This is a genomic window from Zhihengliuella sp. ISTPL4 (genome assembly GCF_002848265.1).
Classification (GTDB): Bacteria; Actinomycetota; Actinomycetes; order Actinomycetales; family Microbacteriaceae; genus Microbacterium.
This window is the reverse complement of record NZ_CP025422.1, coordinates 3,320,222-3,339,501: the sequence shown is the minus strand read 5'-3', so window position 1 is coordinate 3,339,501 and position 19,280 is coordinate 3,320,222. Positions and strand designations below refer to the sequence as shown.

The following is a 19,280-nucleotide window of genomic DNA, read 5'->3' as shown; positions in this document are numbered from 1 at the left end:
CGGATGCCTTCCTGGGAGTGGGGGATGGTTTCGTTCGGAGTTTCCGGGCACGCCGGGGGAACCCGGGGGCGCAGGGGTCGCGTCCCCGGGACCGGGGGGGTGGTGAGCTCAGCCCTTCGCGGTGACCTCGCCGTCGCTCCACCACAGGACGCGCCGGCGCACGACCGCGAGGAGCACGATGAGCAGCACCCCGAGCAGGCAGAGCAGGGCGATGCTCGCCCAGGTCACGGACAGATTCGCCTGCGCGGCCGACGTGGTGACGAGGGAGCCGAGACCGGCCTGCTGTCCTGCCGCGACGAACTCGGCCACGGCCGCGCCGACCACGGCGAGGGGCAGCGCGATCCGCAGACCGGCGAACACGTAGGGCATGCTGCCGGGGAACCGCAGCTCGCGGAAGATCTCCCACCGCGAGGCGTGCAGCGTCGTGAACACGTCGAGCGCCTTCTGGTCCACGTCGCGGAGGCCGGCGAGCGAGTTCACGAGCATCGGGAAGAACACCACGAGGCCGGTGACGATGAACTTCGGCACCATGCCGAACCCGAAGGCGACGACGAGCGCCGGGGCGATCGCGACGATCGGCGTCACCATCACGATGATGACCAGCGGCATGACGGCGCGCTCGATGATCTGGAACTCGGCCATCACGACCGCCAGGAGGAAACCCGCGAGGATGCCGGCCGAGGCGCCGACGACGACCTCGAGCAGCGTCACGAGGAAGTTCGACCAGTACATCCCCGCGTCCTCGACGAGGCTGGCGCCGATGGCCTCCAGCGTCGGGAGGACGTAGGGGTTGGTCCACGCCACGATCTGCCAGAGCAGGGCCGCGATCACGAACGTGATCAGGGTCGGCACCCAGGAGCCCCAGCGGAGCCACCCGGGGATGCCGCGGCGGGGCTGCGCCTTCAGCCGGGCGGTGGCGAGGGTGGCGGTGGTGTCTCTTATCGTCAGCTCAGACATGGGCTTTCTCCGTCTGCGCGCGCAGCGCACCGCGCACGACTGCCTCCAGGTCGCGGAACTCGTCTGTCGCGTACGCCTCCTCGGTCCGCGGCCGCGGGAGGTTCACATCGATCACCTCGGCGATGCGTCCGGGGTGGGCCGCCATGACCACGATGCGGTCGGACAGCATGATCGCCTCCGGCACCGAGTGCGTGACGAACATCACGGCCTTGCGGTTCGACTGCCAGAAGTCCAGCAGGGCGATGCGCTGCAGGTCCCGGTTCATCTCGTCGAGGGCCGAGAACGGCTCGTCCATCAGCATGATCGCCGGATCGAACACGAAGGCCCTGGCGATCGCGGCGCGCTGCTGCATACCGCCGGAGAGCTGCCCGGGGTACTTCTTCAGCGCATGGCCGAGCCCGAACGTCGACAGCAGCTCGGCCGGGTCGCGGAGGGCGCGGTCGCCGTTGGCCCCGCGGTTGATCCGCACGGGGAGCTCGACGTTCTCGCGCACCGTCTTCCACGGCAGCAGCGCCGGGGACTGCGGGACGAGACCGATCTTCTTGTCGCGGGAGGCCGCCGTGACGCTCTCGCCGTCGATCGTGACGGTGCCGGAGTCGGCGTCGAGGAGTCCGGCGACCACCTTGAGCAGCGTGGACTTGCCGCAGCCGCTGGGGCCGATCACCGACACGAACTCGCCCATGCCGATCGTGAGGCTCACGTCGTCGAGCACGGTCACCTGGGCTCCGTCGACGCCGAAGGCCTTCGAGACGTTCCTGACCTCGACGCCCGCCCCCTGTGCCGCGGTCATCACTTCTCCGCCCAGATGAGGGTGTCGCCGTCGTACAGGTCCGCCACGAGATCCGGGTCCATCATGTCGGCGATGGCGGGGAGGTCCTTCACGTCGCCGTACTCCTGCACGATCTCGTACTCCGGCTGCCACATGTCCGCCGTCTGCACGCCGGGCTTGCCGCCCGCGCTCTCGCGCACCCAGGCCGACTCGACCTCCCACGTGCGGGCGAGCTGATCGCGCGGGAATGCCGCACCCTGGCCGTTCTCCTCCGCGAGGGCCGCCAGCATGTCGATGCACTCGTCCGCCTCGTCGAGACAGAACTGCAGGGCCTTGAGGCTCGCGCGCATGAAGTCGGCCGCGACCTCGCGGTGCTCGTCGAGGAAGCGCGAGTTCACCTCCATGACGTTGTACGTGCCCTCGACGCCGAGGTCGGAGGGCAGGAACTCGCTGAACGGGAGGTCCTGTGCCTTGAGTGTCTGCGGCTGGTTGGAGGCGTAGCCGACGATCGCATCGACCTGCTCGCGCACGACGACGGTCGGGTCGTAGTTGGTCATCTTCACCATCTCGACCTTCGAGACGTCGACGCCGGCCTCGTCGAGCATGGCCGAGGCGATGGGCGTGAGGTTGATGAAGTACCCGAGCGAACCGCCTTCGAGGTCGGTGAGGTCGGTGAGCTTCTCGTTGCCGAAGATCGAGAACGGCGGGGTCGTGCCGTAGGTCGCGACTGCGGTGAGGTTCTTGCTGTTCGCCGCGGCGAGCATCACGTCGGAGGCGGAGCCGAGAGCGGTGAACTGCGCCTGCCCCGAGGCGACGAGCTGCTGCCCGTTCGCGCCGGAGGCGTTAATCTCCACGTCGAGGCAGAGGTCGTCGAAGTAGCCCAGCTCCTTCGCCAGGAACACGTCGAGCTGCCCGGCGCTGGCGGAGTACCCGTAGCCGGAGATGTAGGTGATGGTGCCGGCATCCTGGTTGCGCTGGCAGGCGTCGCTGCCGCCCGCGCTCGTGGGGGCGGTATCGCCGCCGGGCGCCGGCGAGGAGCATGCTCCGAGCGTCAGCGTGGCGGCGAGAACGCACGTCAGGGTGGCAGTGGTGCGGAATCGGGTTTCCGCAGAGGAAGTAGCCATGAGGGTCCCTTCTCGGCCGTTCGTCATTGATGGCTCGATGAAAGTAACATAGTCAATCTTGACTAAGCAAGATCAAACTAAGTTCGTACGGTCGAGCGGAGCGGCCAGGCAGGCCACCAGCCGTCGTCGAGCCCGCTCAGCAGGGCCGCCGCGCGCTCGTGATCCTCGGCGGAGTGGTCCGGGGCGGGGCCTGAGCTGCTCTCCCGCCGCTCGCCGTCCGGCGACCGGATCTCCGTGTACAGCCACGCACGGCGACCGACGGGGTACTTCTCCCGGAAGCCACCGGCGGCGACCGACAGCAGGATCCGCTCCAGCTCGTCCGCCGCCGTCTCGGCGGTCTCATCGCACGCATCGCAGACGCACGACGGCACGATCGCGTGGAAGAGGGCGCCAGCCTCGACGCGGACGGAGGGAACGGTCGGCGTGATGATGACTCGCGCACCGCGCGCCGGTGCGAGCACGATGCGCTCCGTCCCGCCCTCCCCCGCCTCTCGCCGCGCCTCGACCTCGTACTCGCGGGAGAGGTGATCGACGAGTGCATCGACCACGAGAAGCAGCGGTGCGAAGCGCTCCGGGTGGGACTCCCGAGAGTACGACTCCTCCGGCGCGGTGCCATCGGGCCAGCGGCGTCCGTAACGGATGACCTCGCCGCGGTCGTCGAAGAACAGCGGGGTCGGGAGAGCGGGACGCACGTAGGCGCGCGCCGGGACGACGGCGGCGGGAGCGTCCTCCGCGGACAGCGCTCTCATCTCCTCGTCGTCACGATCGTCCTGCTCCCACGAGCGGAGCATCCGGAGGAACTCGTCCCGCTGGTCGGGCTGCTGCACCATGCCCTGCACGAGGCCGGCGACGGGAATGGAGATGGTGTTCGTCCCGATCTCCGGTTCGTTCGTCATCCGCCATGTCGCCGCCGGGTGCACGACCGCGATGACGTTGCCGACGAAGCGTGCGGCCGCCGCCGCGAGGTCTGCGCGGTCGAGGATCTCCGGGCGTGCTGCCACCACGTTCCAGGTCGCCGCGAGGTCGTCGGCCAGCGGCGCGGGGTCGATCCCGTGGCTCCGCAGGAAGTCGGTGAACGGCTCGAAGCCGTCGACGAAGCGCACCGGTCCCGATGCGTCCGCCTGCGGGGGCATCCACAGGATCGCGGCGGCACCCGCCTCGGGCATCGGGCCGAGCGGCCCCGGGAACACATCACTGCTCATCGACCGAGCGTACCGAGCCGGATCACCGCGGCGCGTGCGACTCCAGGAACTCGTACACGTCGGTGGTGTCCACGCCGGGGAACGCTCCGGTGGGCAACGTCGCCAGCAGCGTGCGCGGGGTCTTCACGTTGGGCCAGGAGTGCTCGCGCCACCGCTCCTCCAGTTCGGCGGGAGCCCGTCGGCAGCACACCTCGACCGAGTGCTTCGACACACCGCGGTGCGGGGTGTCCCTGCCGACGAACCACTTCGTGTCATCGAACCGCACCCCCACGCTCACCGAGTGCAGGCCCTCGCTCGACGCCTCCACGCGGGCGGTGCACCAGTAGGTGCCGTTGCCGGTGTCGGTGTACTGGTAGTACGGGTTGAAGCGGTCGTCCTCGTCGAAGACGACCCGGGAGGTCCACCGGCGGCAGCACATCTGTCCCTCGATCGCGCCGAGCCGGTCGGTCGGGAAGTTCACGTCGTCGTTCTCGTACGCCTTGGTGATCGTGCCCGACTCGTGCACCTTGAGGAAGTGCACGGGGATGTCGAGGTGCCGGGTGGCGAGGTTCGTGAACCGGTGCGCCGCCGTCTCGTACGACACCGAGTAGGCATCGCGGAGGTCTTCGATGGAGATCGCCCGACGCTGCTTCGCCTCCTTCAGGGCGGGAACGACGTCGGCCTCCGGCATCAGCAGGGCACCGGTGAGGTAGTTCGTCTCCACCCGCTGCCGGAGGAACTCGGCGTAGCTGCGCGGCTCGGAATGTCCCAGGATGCGACTCGACAGCGCCTGCAGCACGGCGGTGCGGGCATCCCCCTTCGCCGGCACACTGCTCGACAGGTACAGCCGGCCGTTCGCGAGGTCGGCGACGCTTCGGGTCGTCTGCGGCAGGTCGGGCGCGTAGTGCAGGGTGAAGCCGAGGTGCGCGGCGATCTCGGAAGCGGTGCGCTGCGTGAGCGGACCGCCGGGGTGCCGGACCGCCGCGAGCAGTTCGGCCGCCTTGGCCTCCAACTCGGCGAAGTGGTTGTCCTGTCGGCGCATCAGGTGCCGGAGCTCGACATTGGCCCGCCGGGCCTCCTCCGGTGTCGCGGCGCGTTCGTCCTTGAGCCGGTCGATCTCCCCCTGCAGCGCCAGCAGCGCCTTCAGCGCCTCCGTCGGCACGGTCTTGCCGATGCGGAACGGCGCGATGCCCAGCGCCTGGAACGTCTGCCCCTTCATGGCGCGCTCCAGGGCGATCTCGATCGCGCTGCGCTCGTCGAGCGGCTCCCCCGTGAGCAGCGCGTCGATGGTCACCCCGAGGGCACGCGCGATGGCCTGGAGCTGCGTGAGCTTCGGCTCGCGCTTGCCGGTCTCGATCATCGACATCTGGCTCGGCGCCCGATCGACCGCGGCGGCGAGTTCCTCGAGCGTCAGCCCCCGCGCTGTGCGCAGCTGGCGGATACGTCGCCCGACGGTGAGGGCGTCGGTCTGTTCTGCCTCGGGCATCGTGGCCTCCTCGCCGCTGGTTCACCCACTCGCCACCCGGGGTTGCTGAGCTTGTCGAAGCATTCTGTCACAGAAACAGAATTTCGGCTGATCTTCTCTCCTCCCTCGGTCGTCGATGGGACAGAAGTTCACACACAGTGGAACCACGCCACACCGCTGGACGCTTCGACAGGCTCAGCGGCCCACTCGACGAGGAGACACCATGACGAACACTGCCCACACCCCGACGCTGCGTCCCGCCGGTCTGCGCGCCGGCGACCAGGTTCAGACGGCCGCCGAGCTCCAGGAGATCTGGGACACCGACCCGCGGTGGGACGGCGTCGAGCGCACCTACTCCGCCGAGGACGTCATCCGCATCCGCGGCTCGGTCCGCGAGGACGCCACCCTCGCCCACCGGGGCGCGGAGAACCTCTGGAACCTCCTCCACACGGAGGACTACATCCGGGCTCTCGGCGCCTACACGGGAGGCCAGGCCGTGCAGCAGGTGCGCGCCGGGCTGAAGGCCATCTACCTCTCCGGCTGGCAGGTCGCCGCGGACGGCAACCTCGCCGGACAGACCTACCCCGACCAGTCGCTCTACCCCGCGAACTCGGTGCCGGCGGTCGTGCGTCGCATCAACAACGCCCTGCTGCGGCAGGACCAGCTCGAGCACGCGGAGGGCGAGGTCACGCAGGACTGGCTCGCGCCGATCGTCGCCGACGCCGAGGCGGGCTTCGGCGGGCCGCTCAATGCCTACGAGCTCGCACAGTCGCTCATCCAGTCCGGCGCCGCCGGCATCCACTGGGAGGACCAACTGGCCAGCGAGAAGAAGTGCGGCCACCTCGGCGGCAAGGTGCTCGTGCCCACGCAGCAGCACATCCGCACGCTGAACGCGGCCCGCCTCGCGGCGGACGTCGCGGGCGTGCCGACCGTCATCATCGCCCGCACCGACGCTCTCGCCGCCGACCTCCTCACAAGCGACGTCGACGAGCGCGACCGCGAGTTCACCACCGGCGAGCGCACGTCCGAGGGCTTCTATCGGATCCGCCCCGGCATCGAGTCGGTCATCAGTCGCGGCCTCGCGTTCGCCCCCTACGCCGACCTGCTCTGGGTCGAGACCGGGGAGCCGGATATCGCGCTGGCACGGGAGTTCGCCGCGGCGATCCACGCGCAGTTCCCCGGTAAGCTCCTGGCCTACAACTGCTCGCCGAGCTTCAACTGGAAGCGCCACCTGTCGGACGCCGAGATCGCGACGTTCCAGCAGGAGCTGGCAGACCTGGGCTACAAGTTCCAGTTCATCACGCTGGCCGGATTCCACGCCCTGAACCACTCCATGTTCGACCTCGCCCGCGGTTACGCCGAGCGCGCCATGAGCGCCTACGTCGAACTGCAGGAAGCCGAGTTCGCCGCCGAAGCCGACGGGTACACCGCCACCAAGCACCAGCGCGAGGCGGGCACCGGCTACTTCGACGTCATCTCCACCGCGCTCAACCCCGACAGCGCGACCCTCGCCCTGGCGGGCTCCACCGAGGCCGCCCAGTTCCACTGACCACCTCGACCGGCTCAGCCCTTCGACAGGCTCAGGGACCCAACCGCCTGGGTTGCTGAGACCGACACCTGGGTTGCTGAGCCTGTCGAAGCACACGACAAAGGACACCATCATGACCACCGCACCGATGCAGACGACCCGACAAGGACCCGCGATCGAGATCGCCGGGCCCCTGCGCGACCGCTACGACGAGATCCTCACCCCGGAGGCGATCGCCTTCCTCACCGAACTCCACCACCGGTTCGCCTCCCGCCGCCATGACCGGCTGGCCGACCGGATGCGCCGCCGCTTCGAGATCGGGAACGGGCACGACCCGCAGTTCCGAGAGGACACCGCACACATCCGCCAGGACACCGCATGGCGGGTCGCGGGCGCCGGACCCGGGCTCGAGGACCGCCGCGTCGAGATCACCGGCCCCACCGACCCGAAGATGACGATCAACGCCCTGAACTCCGGCGCGCGGGTGTGGCTCGCCGACCAGGAGGACGCCACGAGCCCCACCTGGAGGAACGTCATCGAGGGGCAGCTGTCCCTCCGCGACGCGATCCGTGGCGAGCTCTCCTTCACCTCCCCCGAGGGCAAGGAGTACCGCGTCACCGCCGAGCGCACACCCACGATCGTGATGCGTCCGCGCGGGTGGCACCTGCCGGAGAAGCACCTCGCCTTCATCGACCGCGCCGGCCGCCGCGCCTCGGCATCGGGGTCGCTGGTCGACTTCGGCCTCTACTTCCTGCACAACGCGCAGGCACTGATCGAGGCCGGCCGCGGACCGTACTTCTACATCGCCAAGCTCGAGTCGAGCGAGGAGGCGAAGCTGTGGGACGACGTCTTCTCCTTCAGCGAGGAGTACATCGGCATCCCGCACGGCACCATCCGGGCGACCGTCTTGATCGAGACCCTGCCGGCGGCCTTCGAGATGGACGAGATCCTCTATGAGCTGCGCGACCACTGCGCGGGCCTCAATGCCGGACGCTGGGACTACATCTTCTCCATCATCAAGAACTACCGCGGCCGCGGCGCCCGTTTCGTGCTCCCCGACCGCAGCGAGGTCACGATGACGGTGCCGTTCATGCGGGCGTACACCGAGCTGCTCGTGCAGACGTGCCACAAGCGCGGCGCCTTCGCGATCGGCGGCATGAGCGCGTTCATCCCGAACCGCCGCGACCCCGAGGTGACGGCGCGGGCGATCGACAAGGTGTCGGCCGACAAGAAGCGCGAGGCCGGCGACGGCTTCGACGGCACCTGGGTCGCCCATCCCGACCTGATCCCGACGGCGCAGGCCGAGTTCGACGCCGTGCTCGGCGACCGCCCGAATCAGGTCGACCGCCGACGCGACGACGTGCATGTGGAGGCCCGCGATCTGCTCGACCTGCACATCGGCCGCCCGATCACCGCGCAGGGCGTACGGGACAACGTCTCCGTCGCCATCCGCTACCTGGAGGCCTGGCTGCGCGGCCTCGGCGCCGTGGCGATCGACAACCTCATGGAGGATGCCGCGACCGCCGAGATCAGCCGCTCGCAGGTGTGGCAGTGGATCCACCAGGACCGCAGCACGCAGGAGGGCGCCCCCATCACGGTCGAGTACGTCGAGGGGCTGATCGGCGAGGTGCTGGACGAGGTCGAGCGGCGCGAGGGCGACCGCTTCGACGACGCCGCCGAGATCTTCCGCGAGGTCGCGCTCCGCGAGGAGTTCCCCACGTTCCTGACCCTGGGCGCCTACAGCCGGTTCCTGGTCGAGGAGGACTGACGCCGCGGGGCAGCCTCGGGGTGCGGATACCGCGACCCCGAGGCTGTCCCGTCGGTGCGCAGGCAGACGGTCCCGCCGCCTTTGTGGCGGGCGTAGCCTGGGGGCATGACGGACGCCTGGGCGGACATCGCCACCGAGTTCCTGCACTCCTACCCGCGCGGCAGACGCCTGCTCGCGGTGGCCGGCGCGGACGCCGAGCGCTCGCGCCGGGCCGCGGACGACCTCACGACCGCGTTGTCCGCTGCCGGGCAGCAGGTCGAGCGGGAGCATTCCGCAGCCGGCGACGAAGCGGGCGTCCGAGAAGTGGTCACGGCATTCCGCGAGGGCCCGAAGAGCGACACCATCCTGCTCGTCTCCGGGCCGGCGTCGCTGCTCGGCGAGCGCACCCGCGGCAAGTGGAACTACGCGGTGTGGCAGCTGGCCGGCGACGAGCCGCCGCACACGGTCGCGGGCGCGATCATCGATGTGACCGACCCCGCGCGGCCGCGGCGGCGGTTCGCCGACTACTGCTCCCTGCCCGCCTCCTACGGCGCCTGACCGCGACGCCCGCTCAGTCGCCCGGCTCGGCGTCGAGACGCTCGCGGACCTCGGCGTCCAGCACCAGGTCGGCCGCTCCCAGCGCCTCCTCCAATTGCGCGAGCGACGAGACGCCGATCACCGGGATCACCGGCACCTCGGCGCCGAGCAGCCAGGCGAGGGCGACCTGGTTCGGCGTCGCACCGATCTCCCGCGCCACCTCGTGCAGCAGCGCACGCCGCGCGTGGCTCGTCGGGTGATCGACCCCGCCCCACAGCGGCTTGTCGAGCCGGGCGATCGCTCCCTGATGCAGCGGCGAGTACACCGTGATCGCGAGGGGCGGGCGCTCTGCGGTGCCGGTGGAGGCCGCGTAGCCGAGGAGATCGGGCGTGACGAAGTTGTTCCGGCCGAGACGAGGTGCCGGATACAGGTAGCTGTACTGCTGCTGGACGACGCCGTATGGGGCGGCGCCCTGGCGGCGAGCCTCCTCGCGAGCCTCGACGACGCGCCAGGTGGGGACGTTCGAGATCCCGGCGATGCCGATGAGCCCAGCGTGCTGCAGTTCGGCGAACGCGCCGACCGTCTCGGCAAGCGGCACCTCGGTGTCATCCACGTGACCATAGAGCACGTCGATGTGGTCGATGCCGAGCTGTCGCGCGCTCTCCGGTCCCTGGCGACGGATGACCTCGGCCGACAGGCCCTCGAAGTTGGTGGGGGGCGTGTTCGACAGCGGCTTCGTGGGATCCTTCTGCGCCGCGCCGAGCTTGGTGGCGATGCGCAGGGCGTCGCGGTTGCCGCGGTCTGCCATCCAGCGGCCCAGGAGCTGTTCGCTGTCACGGCCGGTGCCGCCGGCCCAGAGGCTGTAGTTGTTCGCGGTATCGATGAACGTGCCGCCGGCCTCGACGAAGCGGTCGAGGATCGCGCGCGCAGTGTCCTCGTCGGTGCGGGTGCCGAAGTTCATGGCGCCGAGGCAGAGCGTGGAGACCTCGAAGGAGGTGCGGCCGTCGGAGAGAGTGCGGTACTGCATGGTGGTCCTTTCTCGGGGATGGCTCCACCGTAGGAACACAACGGCTCGGCGTTACACTCCAATCACGATGCAGAAGTCCAGACCAATCCTCGCTTGGGAGACACTCCTGGACCTCGATGCCGATACGCCCGGCGCACGGTCCTCGCTGCGCGACCGCGTCGAGAGGGCGCTGCGTCGCGCGATCGACGAGGGACGCCTGGAACCGGGATCGGCCCTCCCTCCCAGTCGTGCGCTGGCGGAGACTCTCGGCGTCTCCCGCTGGGTGGTCACCGAGGCGTACGGCCAGCTCGTCGCGGAGGGGGTGCTGGACGCGCGGACGGGCTCCGCTACCCGTGTCTCGCTGGGGCCCGGCACCGCACTGCCTCGGCCGCCGGCGCCCGGCCCGTCTCCCTCTTCCGACGCAGCCCCGCCGATCCGATACGACCTGCGTCCCGGCATCCCCGACCTGCGCGCCACTCCCCGCTCGCGCTGGGCAGCGGCTCTCCGTAATGCCCTGGCCAGCCTTCCGGATCACGACCTCGCCGCCGCGCATCCCCGGGGGTATGCCCCGGCTCGCGACGCCGTCGCCGCCTATCTCTCCCGCTCTCGCCGCGCGGACCCGGACGCGGCCCGTGTCACGATCACGCACGGGGCGACCGACGGCATGGATCTCCTCACCCGAGAACTGCATCGCCGCGGACACCGCACGATCCTCGTCGAAGACCCGAGCTGGCCGCGGCTGCGCGCCGTGGCGGAGAGCAACGGCCTTCGCCCCGTCCCGGTGCCCGTCGACGAGGACGGCGTCGACACGGATGTCCTCGCCGCCCTCTCCGCGCAGACCGGCGCCCGGGCGGCACTGGTGACCCCGGCGCACCAGTTCCCGTTCGGCGCGGCGCTCTCCCCCGGCCGGCGCGAACAGGTGATCCGCTGGGCTCGCGCGCACCGTGCTCTCATCATCGAGGACGACTACGACGCAGAGTTCCGCTACGACCGGCGACCGATCCCCGCATTGCAACGACTCGCCCCCGACCACGTCGCACTCATCGGCTCCCTCTCGAAGTCGGTCTCCCCGGCGCTCGGACTCGGCTGGATGCTGCTGCCGACGACGATCTCACCGCCGATCTCTGCGAGCCCTCCCTCCCTCGTCGACCAGGCCGCTCTCGCCCACTTCCTCACCCGCGGCGACTTCGAGCGCCACCTGCGCACCGCGCGCTCCCGGTTCCGGCACCGCAGGGCGCGGCTGCTCGACGCCATTCGCCGTGACCTTCCCGGCCTCGACGTGACGGGGATCGCGGCGGGGATGCACCTCGTGCTCGCACTGCCGACGGGAACCCGCGCCGCGGCCCTCACCTCGGGGGGTGCCGAGCTCGGCCTGGGGCTCACGGCGCTGCAGCGCTACGTCACCGCCACTCCGCGGCGGGAGTCTCTGGTGCTCGGCTACGGCAACTTGGACGACGCGCTGATCGAGGAAGCCGTGGCCCGCCTCGCGCTCCTCATCCGCAACGCCGCCGAGTGAGGCCGGCGTCGCCGCTTCAGTGGAACGACGCGGCCACCGAGTTGCGGTGATAGTCGAACACGATGCTCGTCCTGGTGGAGGCCACACTGCTCTGCGCCGACAGATGCTCGAGCACGAACTCGCGCATCTCCGACGAGTCGGCGACGGCGATGTGCAGGAGGAAGTCGTCGTCTCCGCCGAGGAAGAAGACCTGGATCACCTGCGGCAGCGCGCGCACCCGCTCGGCGAACTCGACGATGCTCTCCCGTCGGGCGGCGGGGCGCAGACTGACGCCGATGATCGCCTGGAGTCCGGCGCCGAGTTCCCGTTCGTCCACACTCGCGTGGAACCCGGTGATGACCCCACGCTCGATCAGCCCGCGCAGGCGTGCGTGTGCGGTCGACGGGGCGACCCCGAGCCGTCCCGCGAGCTCGGCGTTCGTCATCCGCCCGTCCGCGGTGAGAAGCTGCACGATCCGCGCGTCGGTGGAGTCGAGCGCGGGGGCCCGAACGCTGTTCGGCGCGGAGGACGCGGAGGCGGTGGTCATACGAAGCATTATTCAGGATCATGGCGCGAACCGAAGAGTCTTCATCGAATCTGTCGATCTCTCGACGTTTCTGCGATCCTTGTCTGCACCCTGCGCCCCCGACACCTGGAGGATCGATGAAGATCGGCGTCCCGACCGAAGTCAAGAACAACGAGAACCGCGTCGCCCTCACCCCGGCCGGAGCCGATCGCCTCGTCCGGGAAGGGCATCGGGTGCTCGTGCAGTCCGGCGCCGGGGTCGGATCGAGCATCGATGACGATGCCTACCGCGCGGCCGGTGCGGAGATCGTCGCGACCGCCGCCGACGCGTGGGGCGAGGCCGATCTGCTCATCAAGGTCAAGGAGCCGATCGCCGAGGAGTACGGCTTCCTCCGTCCCGACCTCACGCTCTTCACCTACCTCCATCTCGCGGCCGACCGTCCGCTGACCGAGGCGCTCGTCGCGGCCGGCACGACCGCGGTCGCCTACGAGACGGTGCAGCTGCCTGATCGCACCCTGCCGCTGCTCGTGCCGATGAGCGAGATCGCCGGCCGCCTCTCCGTCATCATGGGGTCCCACTCGCTGCTGCGTTCGCAGGGCGGCCGCGGCATGCTGCTGGGTGGCATCGCCGGCACCCCTCGGGCGAAGACCGTCGTGATCGGCGGCGGCGTCGCGGGCGAGCACGCCGCCGCGAACGCGCTCGGACTCGGCTCGAAGGTCACCGTCGTCGATGTGGCGCTCCCGCGGCTGCGCGAGCTCGAGCACCGCTACGGCGGTGCCCTGGAGACCCGGGCGTCGAGCCGGTACGACATCGCCGAGGAGTTGACGACGGCAGACCTCGTGATCGGCTCGGTCCTCATCCCCGGCGCCGCGGCCCCCAAGCTGGTGACCGACGACATGGTCGCGGCCATGAAGCCGGGATCCGTGCTCGTCGACATCGCGATCGACCAGGGCGGATGCTTCGAGGGCTCCCGTCCGACCACGCACGACGACCCGACCTTCGCGGTGCACGACTCCATCTACTACTGCGTCGCGAACATGCCGGGGGCCGTGCCGACGACCGCGACCCGGGCCCTGACGAACGCCACGCTCCCCTACGTCTCGGCCATCGCGGCGAAGGGCTGGGAGCGGGCAGCCTCCGAAGACGGTGCCCTCGCGAAGGGCCTCAACGTGCAGGGCGGGCGCATCACGCTGGACGCCGTCGCGCAGGCGCACGGCCTCTCCACCGACTGACGCCCTCGGGGATCCGCCGGTGGAAAGAACAGCGGTTCTTGATGACGACTCCCCCGACCGGCCGCGAGGCGACCCGAGTACGCTCGTAACCGTGACCGAACGCGCTCCTCTCTCCCGCAAGCTGTCCGCCATCGCCGAGTCCGCGACCCTCAAGGTCGATGCCAAGGCCAAGGCCCTCAAGGCCGAGGGCAAGCCCGTCATCTCGTATGCCGCGGGCGAGCCCGACTTCGCCACGCCGCAGTTCATCGTGGACGCGGCGGCCGAGGCACTGGCCGACCCCGCGAGCTACCGCTACACCCCGGCTCCCGGGCTCCCGGCGCTGCGTGAGGCGGTCGCCGCCAAGACGCTCCGCGACTCCGGCCTCGAGGTCTCCCCCGCACAGGTCATCGTGACCAACGGCGGCAAGCAGTCGGTGTACCAGGCGTTCCAGGCCGTCGTGAACCCCGGCGACGAGGTGCTGCTGCCGGCGCCCTACTGGACGACCTACCCGGAGGCGATCCGTCTGGCCGACGGCATCCCCGTCGAGGTCTTCGCCGGCGCCGATCAGGAGTACAAGGTCACCGTCGAGCAGCTCGAGGCCGCGCGCACCGACCGCACCACCGTCCTCGTCTTCGTGTCGCCGTCGAACCCCACCGGTTCCGTGTACACGGCCGAGGAGACGAAGGCCATCGGCGAGTGGGCCGTGGAGCACGGCATCTGGATCATCAGCGACGAGATCTACCAGAACCTCACCTACGAGGGCGTGAAGGCGACCTCGATCGTGGATGCCGTGCCGGAGGCCGCGAACCAGACCATCCTCGTCAACGGCGTCGCCAAGACCTACGCCATGACCGGCTGGCGCGTGGGCTGGATGGTGGGTCCCGCCGACGCGATCAAGATCGCCGGCAACCTGCAGTCGCACCTCACGAGCAACGTCAACAACGTCGCGCAGAAGGCGGCGATCGCGGCGCTCAACGGCCCGCAGGACGAGGCCGAGAAGATGCGCGAGGCCTTCGACCGTCGCCGGCAGCTCATCGTGTCGGAGCTGTCGAAGATCGACGGGCTCGTGGTCCCGAACCCGCTCGGTGCGTTCTACGTCTACCCCGACGTGCAGGGCCTGCTCGGCCGAACCTGGGGCGGCGTGACCCCGACGACCTCACTGGAGCTCGCCGACCTCATCCTCGACCAGGCCGAGGTCGCGGTCGTCCCCGGCGAGGCGTTCGGTCCGTCCGGCTACATCCGCATGTCGTACGCGCTCGGCGACGACCAGCTCCTCGAGGGCGTCCAGCGCCTCCAGCGCCTGTTCTCCTCCTCTTCCTCCTGACGCCGAGACCCCGCTTCACCGCCGAGACCCCCTCGTACCTGCGCAGGTACGAGGGGGTCTCGGCGTGAACCCGGGGTTTCGGGTCAGTCCTCGGGGTGGAAGCCGATCAGCCAGCGGATGCCGTGGCGGTCGACCAGGGTACCGTCGAAGTCTCCCCACGGGCGCTGCTGGAGGGGATCGATGACGCGGCCGCCCGCGGCCAGTTCGTCGTACCAGCGGGTCAGCGTCCCGGGGTCGGCGGTGCCGAGCAGCGAGAGGAACATCCCGCTCATCTGGACCGCGTCGTCGTCGGCTCCCGCGTCGGCTCCGGCGAGTTCGACCGGTCCGCCGAGCTGTCCGTGCGCGATCGCGTCGCCCGGGCCGTCGTGACGGCCGGCGCTCGCGTAGTCCATCAGTTCGAGCTCACCGCCGAAGACATCGCGGTAGTGGCCGAGCGCTTCGGCGGCGTTGCCGGGGAACAGCAGGTACGGGATCAGTCCGCTCATCCCGCGAGCGTAGTCCGCCGCCGCCGCAGCCACCACCCGCCGAGAACGACGAACGGCCGCCACCCGGAGGTGACGGCCGTTCACGCGGACAGGGTCAGGAGACCGGGATCACCGCGTACAGGATCCAGGTCAGCACGAAGCCGGAGACTCCGAGCACCGTCGTCAGCGGCGTCCACGTGCGCAGGCCGTCCTTGACCGACAGACCGAGGTACCGCGTGACCACCCAGAATCCGGAGTCGTTCACGTGGCTGAGACCGAGGCCGCCGTACCCGATGGCGACGGCGAGCAGCGCGGTGTGCACGGTGTCGAGCCCCATCGCCGACACCGAGGGGAGCAGGAGTCCCGCGGTCGTGGCGATCGCGACGGTCGCCGAGCCTTGCGCGGCGCGCATGATGAGCGAGATGAGGAAGGCCGCGAGCAGCAGGGGCATCCCGCTGGACGCGAGCACCTCGGCGACCGCTCCACCGATCCCGGTCTCGGTCAGGACCCGACCGAAGGCACCACCGGCACCCGTGACGAGGATGATGACCGCGGCGGCCGGCAGCGCCGACTCCATGACCTCGCCGAGGTGGGCGGCCGACCAGCCGCGGCGCACACCGAGCAGGTACATCGCGGCCGCGATCGCGACCATGAGGGCGAAGATCGGCTGGCCGACCATGCTGAGGAACCCGTTCCAGAACGTCCCGGCCTCGAACAGCGGCGCCACGGCGGTGCCGAGCATGATGAGCACGAGCGGCAGGAGGATGAGGCCGAGGACCGTGCCGGCGCCCGGCGCCTTCTCCCCCTCACCGAGTCCGCCGGTGAGCGTCGACTTCTCGGTGCCGAAGCTGTCGTACATCTCCTTGGTCGCAGCGAGCATCGCGAACTCACGGGTGTTGATCCACTTCGCCACGAGGTAGGACAGGACCGCGAGCGGCACGGAGATCGCGAGCGCAAAGATCGTCACCCAGCCGATGTCGGCGCCGAGGATCGTCGAACCGCCGACGATGCCCGGGTGCGGGGGCACCGCGACGTGCACGGCGAGCATGATGCCGGCGACGGGGAGTCCGAACTTGATCGGGTTGAGGCCTGCCACCTTCGAGAAGGCGAACACGATGGGGATGAGGATGATGAAGCCGGCGTCGAAGAACACCGGGATCGCCAGGATGCCGGCGGCGATGACGAGCGCGATGCCGACGCGCTTCGGGCCCAACCAGCCGGTGAAGCGCCCCGCGAGCGACTCGGCACCGCCGGACAGCTCGATGATCTTGCCGAGCATCGACCCGAGGGCGACGAGCACGGCCACCGAGCCGAGCGTGCCGCCGACACCGGCGATGATCGCCTGGATGACGCCGAGCTGTTCGGGGGTGTCGCCGTCGGCGGGGATCGTGGTCAGCGGAAGCCCGGCGGCGATGCCGACGATGATCGACACGAGGATGAGGGCGTAGAACGCCTGCATCTTGAACCGGATGATGAGCAGGAGCAGCAGGCCGAGGCCCGCCAGGCCGATCAGGATGAGGATCGGAAGAGGAAGCATCTCTGGATCTCTTCTTTCAGTGAGGGCGCGACGTCGCGCTCAGGACAGTCGTTCGGGTGCGACGACGCGGATGACGGCGGAGTCGTCGAGGGCGCCGAGGCCCTGCGCTTCGCCGAGGAGGAACAGCTGCTCGGCCGCGGCGGCGACCGGCGTGGACAGGTGGGCACGGCGGGCGGCGTCGCCGACGATGCCGAGGTCCTTGACGAAGATGTCGAGGCGGCTGAGCACTTCGGCGCCGTCCTCGTCGTAGGCCTGCAGGGCGCGCGGGCCGCGGTTGCCGAGCATGAACGAGTTGGCCGCACCGGCCGTCAGCGCGTCGAGCGTGCGGGCGCGGTCCAGCCCGAGGGCGTCGGCGAGCGCGAGCGCTTCCGCCGCCGCGGCGATGTGCACGCCGCAGAGGAGCTGGTTGACGGTCTTCAGCGCCTGGCCGTCGCCGGGCTTGTCGCCGACGATGGACAGCGTGGAGGCGAGCTGGTCGAGCACGGGGCGCGCCGTCTCCAGAGCGCTCGGGGTCGCGCCGACGACGATGAGGAGGTCGCCCTCCCCTGCCCGGACCGGTCCGCCGGAGAGCGGGGCGTCGACGAGCTGCGCACCGTGTGCGGCGAGCTGTGCGGCGATCGCATCGATGCCGTCGGTGCCCACCGTGCTCGTGAGGATCACGACGGCGCCGTCGGCGAGGTGCGGGGCGAGCCCGTCGTCACCGAACAGCAGGGCGTCGAGCTGCGCGCCGGTGCGCACGGCGACGAGCACGGCATCCGCGCCGTCCACGGCGTCGGCCGCGGACGAGGCCGGCGTGACGCCCGCCTCCGCGGCGAGGGCGACGCGTTCGGCGGCGATGTCGAAGCCGCGCACGGCGAAGCGCTCGGCGAGGCGGGTGGCCATCGGCAGCCCCATGGCGCCGAGTCCGATGACAGCGACGGTGGATGTCATGAGTGTCCTTCCGGGTTGATTCCATCGTCGCCTGCGAGAGTGGCGACGACGGTGACGAGGGAGTCCGCGTCGCCGACGTTGCCGGCGAACACGACGTACGGGATGCCGACCGCGGGGCCGGTCTCCGGCTGCCACAGCGAGACGAGGCCGGGCAGCATGGGGCCGAGCACGGTCGCCCGGCGGATCTCGAGCGCCTCGCTCGCGACGTCGCTCGAGGTGATGCCGCCCTTCGCGATCACGAAGCGGGGCGGGGCGATGGCGAGCACGCGGCGCACGAGGTCGACGACGCCGCTGGAGATGCGGCGGGCGATCGCCAGGCTCTCGTCGCCGTCAGCGCCCGTGACCAGCTCCCGCGTGGTGTGCACGATCACGGTCCCCGTGGCGAGGGCCTCGGCGACCGCCTGCGCCTGCGTCTCGAGGTGGCTCTCGCGTTCGGAGCCGATGAGGGCGCGCACGTCGAGCTCGATCGTGCGCGTGTTCGGCCGTGCCGCCGTGAGGGCTTCGAGCTGCGCGGTGGTGAGCGGCACGTGGCTGCCGACGACCACCAGGCCGCCACGGTCGTGCGCGAAGGGGATGTCGTCCGCGCGTACCGGCTCGGCGATCTCCTGCCCGATGTGCGCGCGCACGTAGGGCGGGCCGACGCGGAGGAGGACGTCGCGGTCTCGCAGCCGGTGCAGCGCCAGAGCGACGACGCGCATGTCGGTTTCCTCGACGACGTCGACCGCGACGACGGTGCCGTCTGCCAGCGCATCGAGGAAACGGGCGACGGCGTCCACGCCGGCGCGGATGGTGCGGATGTCGAGGCCGGCGACCGCGGACGCCGGGATGCGACCGTCCGTCTTCTCCGCGACCCACTCCCGCAGGTCGGAGGACGCGTAGCCGAAGGTCGCGTCAGCCGCGAAGGGAGTCTCGCCGACCGGGGTCGCCTCGCCATCGGTCACCCAGTAGTGCACGGAGCCGACGGTGATGCGGCCGGCGTCGGGGAACGCGGGGACCAGCAGCGTCAGCGCGGGGGCGTGGCCGGCGCGGGATGCGACCTCCGCGGACAGCACGTCGGTCTCCAGCGGGAAGTGGCCGCGGAGCGTCGAATCGCCGCGGGAGACGAACGTGACGCGCCGCCCCTGAGCCTCAGCGGCGGCGAGGGCCACGTCGACGATCTCGCGATTGCGGGCCGCGGCGGCGTCCTCGTCGAGGGAACGGGTGTTCGTGAGCACGTACACGGCGGCGGCGCCGGTCGCGAGCGCCTCGTCCAGGTCGGCGCGCTCCCACCGGGTGAGGACGGGGAGGTTCGCGACCGACTGCGTGCCCGTCGGGTCGTCGTCGAGGACGATCATCACGTCCGACGGGTCGGCCTCCGCGCGGACCTGGGCGGCGGTGACGGCGACCGGTGCGGGCAGGGGGGCCAGCAGATCGTCGATGTGCACACGAACTCCTTCGTTCCGGAAGATGGCCCGTGGTGGGGGCCACGGGCCAGGGGGA

17 protein-coding genes are annotated in these 19,280 nt (G+C 70.5%); 6 read left to right on the top strand and 11 right to left on the bottom strand.

Features of this window, described 5'->3' with window-relative positions:
* Positions 1-108: 108 nt before the first annotated feature.
* From CYL12_RS16060 to CYL12_RS16040, 5 genes are all read right to left on the bottom strand, one after another.
* Complete coding sequence (locus CYL12_RS16060; protein ID WP_101848456.1) at positions 109-957, bottom strand: ABC transporter permease; 849 nt, start codon at positions 955-957, stop codon at positions 109-111.
* Positions 950-1,747 carry an ABC transporter ATP-binding protein gene (locus CYL12_RS16055; protein WP_029989074.1) on the bottom strand — a complete coding sequence of 266 codons (798 nt, stop codon included), beginning with the start codon at positions 1,745-1,747 and terminating at the stop codon, positions 950-952. The genes CYL12_RS16060 and CYL12_RS16055 overlap by 8 nt, the downstream gene beginning before the upstream one ends.
* Positions 1,747-2,850: an ABC transporter substrate-binding protein gene (locus CYL12_RS16050; RefSeq protein WP_233486777.1), complete on the bottom strand. Its 1,104-nt coding sequence runs from the start codon at positions 2,848-2,850 to the stop codon at positions 1,747-1,749. The genes CYL12_RS16055 and CYL12_RS16050 overlap by 1 nt, the downstream gene beginning before the upstream one ends.
* Positions 2,851-2,927: 77 nt before the next feature.
* Positions 2,928-4,052: a DUF6226 family protein gene (locus CYL12_RS16045; protein WP_158297211.1), complete on the bottom strand. Its 1,125-nt coding sequence runs from the start codon at positions 4,050-4,052 to the stop codon at positions 2,928-2,930.
* A gap of 22 nt (positions 4,053-4,074) precedes the next feature.
* Complete coding sequence (locus CYL12_RS16040) at positions 4,075-5,517, bottom strand: helix-turn-helix domain-containing protein (protein ID WP_101848453.1); 1,443 nt, start codon at positions 5,515-5,517, stop codon at positions 4,075-4,077.
* 202 nt (positions 5,518-5,719) lie between these two features.
* Between CYL12_RS16040 and aceA the strand changes: the two genes are divergently transcribed.
* The 3 genes from aceA to CYL12_RS16025 all read left to right on the top strand — a co-directional run bounded on the left by aceA (position 5,720) and on the right by CYL12_RS16025 (position 9,329).
* Positions 5,720-7,045, top strand: coding sequence for an isocitrate lyase (gene aceA / locus CYL12_RS16035; RefSeq protein WP_101848452.1), 1,326 nt, complete (start codon positions 5,720-5,722; stop codon positions 7,043-7,045).
* Positions 7,046-7,157: 112 nt separating this feature from the next.
* Positions 7,158-8,792: a malate synthase A gene (aceB, locus tag CYL12_RS16030; RefSeq protein WP_199399154.1), complete on the top strand. Its 1,635-nt coding sequence runs from the start codon at positions 7,158-7,160 to the stop codon at positions 8,790-8,792.
* A 105-nt stretch (positions 8,793-8,897) separates the two neighbouring features.
* The gene (locus CYL12_RS16025; protein ID WP_101848451.1) at positions 8,898-9,329 is read left to right on the top strand and encodes a hypothetical protein; all 432 of its coding nucleotides are present in this window, start codon (positions 8,898-8,900) and stop codon (positions 9,327-9,329) included.
* 13 nt (positions 9,330-9,342) lie between these two features.
* Here CYL12_RS16025 and CYL12_RS16020 read toward each other — a convergent pair whose 3' ends face one another.
* Positions 9,343-10,335: an aldo/keto reductase gene (locus CYL12_RS16020; protein WP_101848450.1), complete on the bottom strand. Its 993-nt coding sequence runs from the start codon at positions 10,333-10,335 to the stop codon at positions 9,343-9,345.
* Positions 10,336-10,402: 67 nt separating this feature from the next.
* On the opposite strand from CYL12_RS16020, the gene CYL12_RS16015 reads away from it, so the two are divergent.
* Complete coding sequence (locus tag CYL12_RS16015; protein WP_233486776.1) at positions 10,403-11,830, top strand: MocR-like pyridoxine biosynthesis transcription factor PdxR; 1,428 nt, start codon at positions 10,403-10,405, stop codon at positions 11,828-11,830.
* Between the two features lie 16 nt (positions 11,831-11,846).
* On the opposite strand, the gene CYL12_RS16010 is transcribed toward CYL12_RS16015, so the two are convergent.
* Entirely contained in the window at positions 11,847-12,365 is a 519-nt protein-coding gene (locus tag CYL12_RS16010) for an Lrp/AsnC family transcriptional regulator (protein WP_101848449.1), read from the bottom strand.
* A 107-nt stretch (positions 12,366-12,472) separates the two neighbouring features.
* Here CYL12_RS16010 and ald point away from each other — a divergent pair, with 107 nt between their 5' ends.
* Entirely contained in the window at positions 12,473-13,567 is a 1,095-nt protein-coding gene (gene ald, locus CYL12_RS16005; protein WP_101848448.1) for an alanine dehydrogenase, read from the top strand.
* A 91-nt stretch (positions 13,568-13,658) separates the two neighbouring features.
* Complete coding sequence (locus tag CYL12_RS16000; RefSeq protein ID WP_101848447.1) at positions 13,659-14,870, top strand: pyridoxal phosphate-dependent aminotransferase; 1,212 nt, start codon at positions 13,659-13,661, stop codon at positions 14,868-14,870.
* A gap of 83 nt (positions 14,871-14,953) precedes the next feature.
* On the opposite strand, the gene CYL12_RS15995 is transcribed toward CYL12_RS16000, so the two are convergent.
* The 4 genes from CYL12_RS15995 to CYL12_RS15980 all read right to left on the bottom strand — a co-directional run bounded on the left by CYL12_RS15995 (position 14,954) and on the right by CYL12_RS15980 (position 19,225).
* Positions 14,954-15,355, bottom strand: coding sequence for a VOC family protein (locus tag CYL12_RS15995; protein ID WP_101848446.1), 402 nt, complete (start codon positions 15,353-15,355; stop codon positions 14,954-14,956).
* 94 nt (positions 15,356-15,449) lie between these two features.
* Positions 15,450-16,871, bottom strand: coding sequence for a GntP family transporter (locus tag CYL12_RS15990; protein WP_101848445.1), 1,422 nt, complete (start codon positions 16,869-16,871; stop codon positions 15,450-15,452).
* A 39-nt stretch (positions 16,872-16,910) separates the two neighbouring features.
* Positions 16,911-17,801 (bottom strand): NAD(P)-dependent oxidoreductase, encoded by an 891-nt coding sequence (locus tag CYL12_RS15985; RefSeq protein WP_101848444.1) that lies wholly within the window; start codon positions 17,799-17,801, stop codon positions 16,911-16,913.
* Positions 17,798-19,225: a four-carbon acid sugar kinase family protein gene (locus CYL12_RS15980; protein WP_101848443.1), complete on the bottom strand. Its 1,428-nt coding sequence runs from the start codon at positions 19,223-19,225 to the stop codon at positions 17,798-17,800. Before CYL12_RS15980 ends, CYL12_RS15985 begins: the two co-directional genes overlap by 4 nt.
* Positions 19,226-19,280 lie beyond the last annotated feature (55 nt).

What these genes read in the sequence shown, in the direction of transcription:
- CYL12_RS16060 (WP_101848456.1), bottom strand. Translation starts at nt 957, where the DNA reads ATGTCTGAGCTGACGATAAGAGACACCACCGCCACCCTCGCCACCGCC.
- CYL12_RS16025 (WP_101848451.1), top strand. Translation starts at nt 8,898, where the DNA reads ATGACGGACGCCTGGGCGGACATCGCCACCGAGTTCCTGCACTCCTAC.
- CYL12_RS15985 (WP_101848444.1), bottom strand. Translation starts at nt 17,801, where the DNA reads ATGACATCCACCGTCGCTGTCATCGGACTCGGCGCCATGGGGCTGCCG.
- CYL12_RS16020 (WP_101848450.1), bottom strand. Translation starts at nt 10,335, where the DNA reads ATGCAGTACCGCACTCTCTCCGACGGCCGCACCTCCTTCGAGGTCTCC.
- CYL12_RS16015 (WP_233486776.1), top strand. Translation starts at nt 10,403, where the DNA reads ATGCAGAAGTCCAGACCAATCCTCGCTTGGGAGACACTCCTGGACCTC.
- CYL12_RS16055 (WP_029989074.1), bottom strand. Translation starts at nt 1,747, where the DNA reads ATGACCGCGGCACAGGGGGCGGGCGTCGAGGTCAGGAACGTCTCGAAG.
- aceA (WP_101848452.1), top strand. Translation starts at nt 5,720, where the DNA reads ATGACGAACACTGCCCACACCCCGACGCTGCGTCCCGCCGGTCTGCGC.
- CYL12_RS16010 (WP_101848449.1), bottom strand. Translation starts at nt 12,365, where the DNA reads ATGCTTCGTATGACCACCGCCTCCGCGTCCTCCGCGCCGAACAGCGTT.
- CYL12_RS16045 (WP_158297211.1), bottom strand. Translation starts at nt 4,052, where the DNA reads ATGAGCAGTGATGTGTTCCCGGGGCCGCTCGGCCCGATGCCCGAGGCG.
- ald (WP_101848448.1), top strand. Translation starts at nt 12,473, where the DNA reads ATGAAGATCGGCGTCCCGACCGAAGTCAAGAACAACGAGAACCGCGTC.
- CYL12_RS16040 (WP_101848453.1), bottom strand. Translation starts at nt 5,517, where the DNA reads ATGCCCGAGGCAGAACAGACCGACGCCCTCACCGTCGGGCGACGTATC.
- CYL12_RS15990 (WP_101848445.1), bottom strand. Translation starts at nt 16,871, where the DNA reads ATGCTTCCTCTTCCGATCCTCATCCTGATCGGCCTGGCGGGCCTCGGC.
- aceB (WP_199399154.1), top strand. Translation starts at nt 7,158, where the DNA reads ATGACCACCGCACCGATGCAGACGACCCGACAAGGACCCGCGATCGAG.
- CYL12_RS16050 (WP_233486777.1), bottom strand. Translation starts at nt 2,850, where the DNA reads ATGGCTACTTCCTCTGCGGAAACCCGATTCCGCACCACTGCCACCCTG.
- CYL12_RS15995 (WP_101848446.1), bottom strand. Translation starts at nt 15,355, where the DNA reads ATGAGCGGACTGATCCCGTACCTGCTGTTCCCCGGCAACGCCGCCGAA.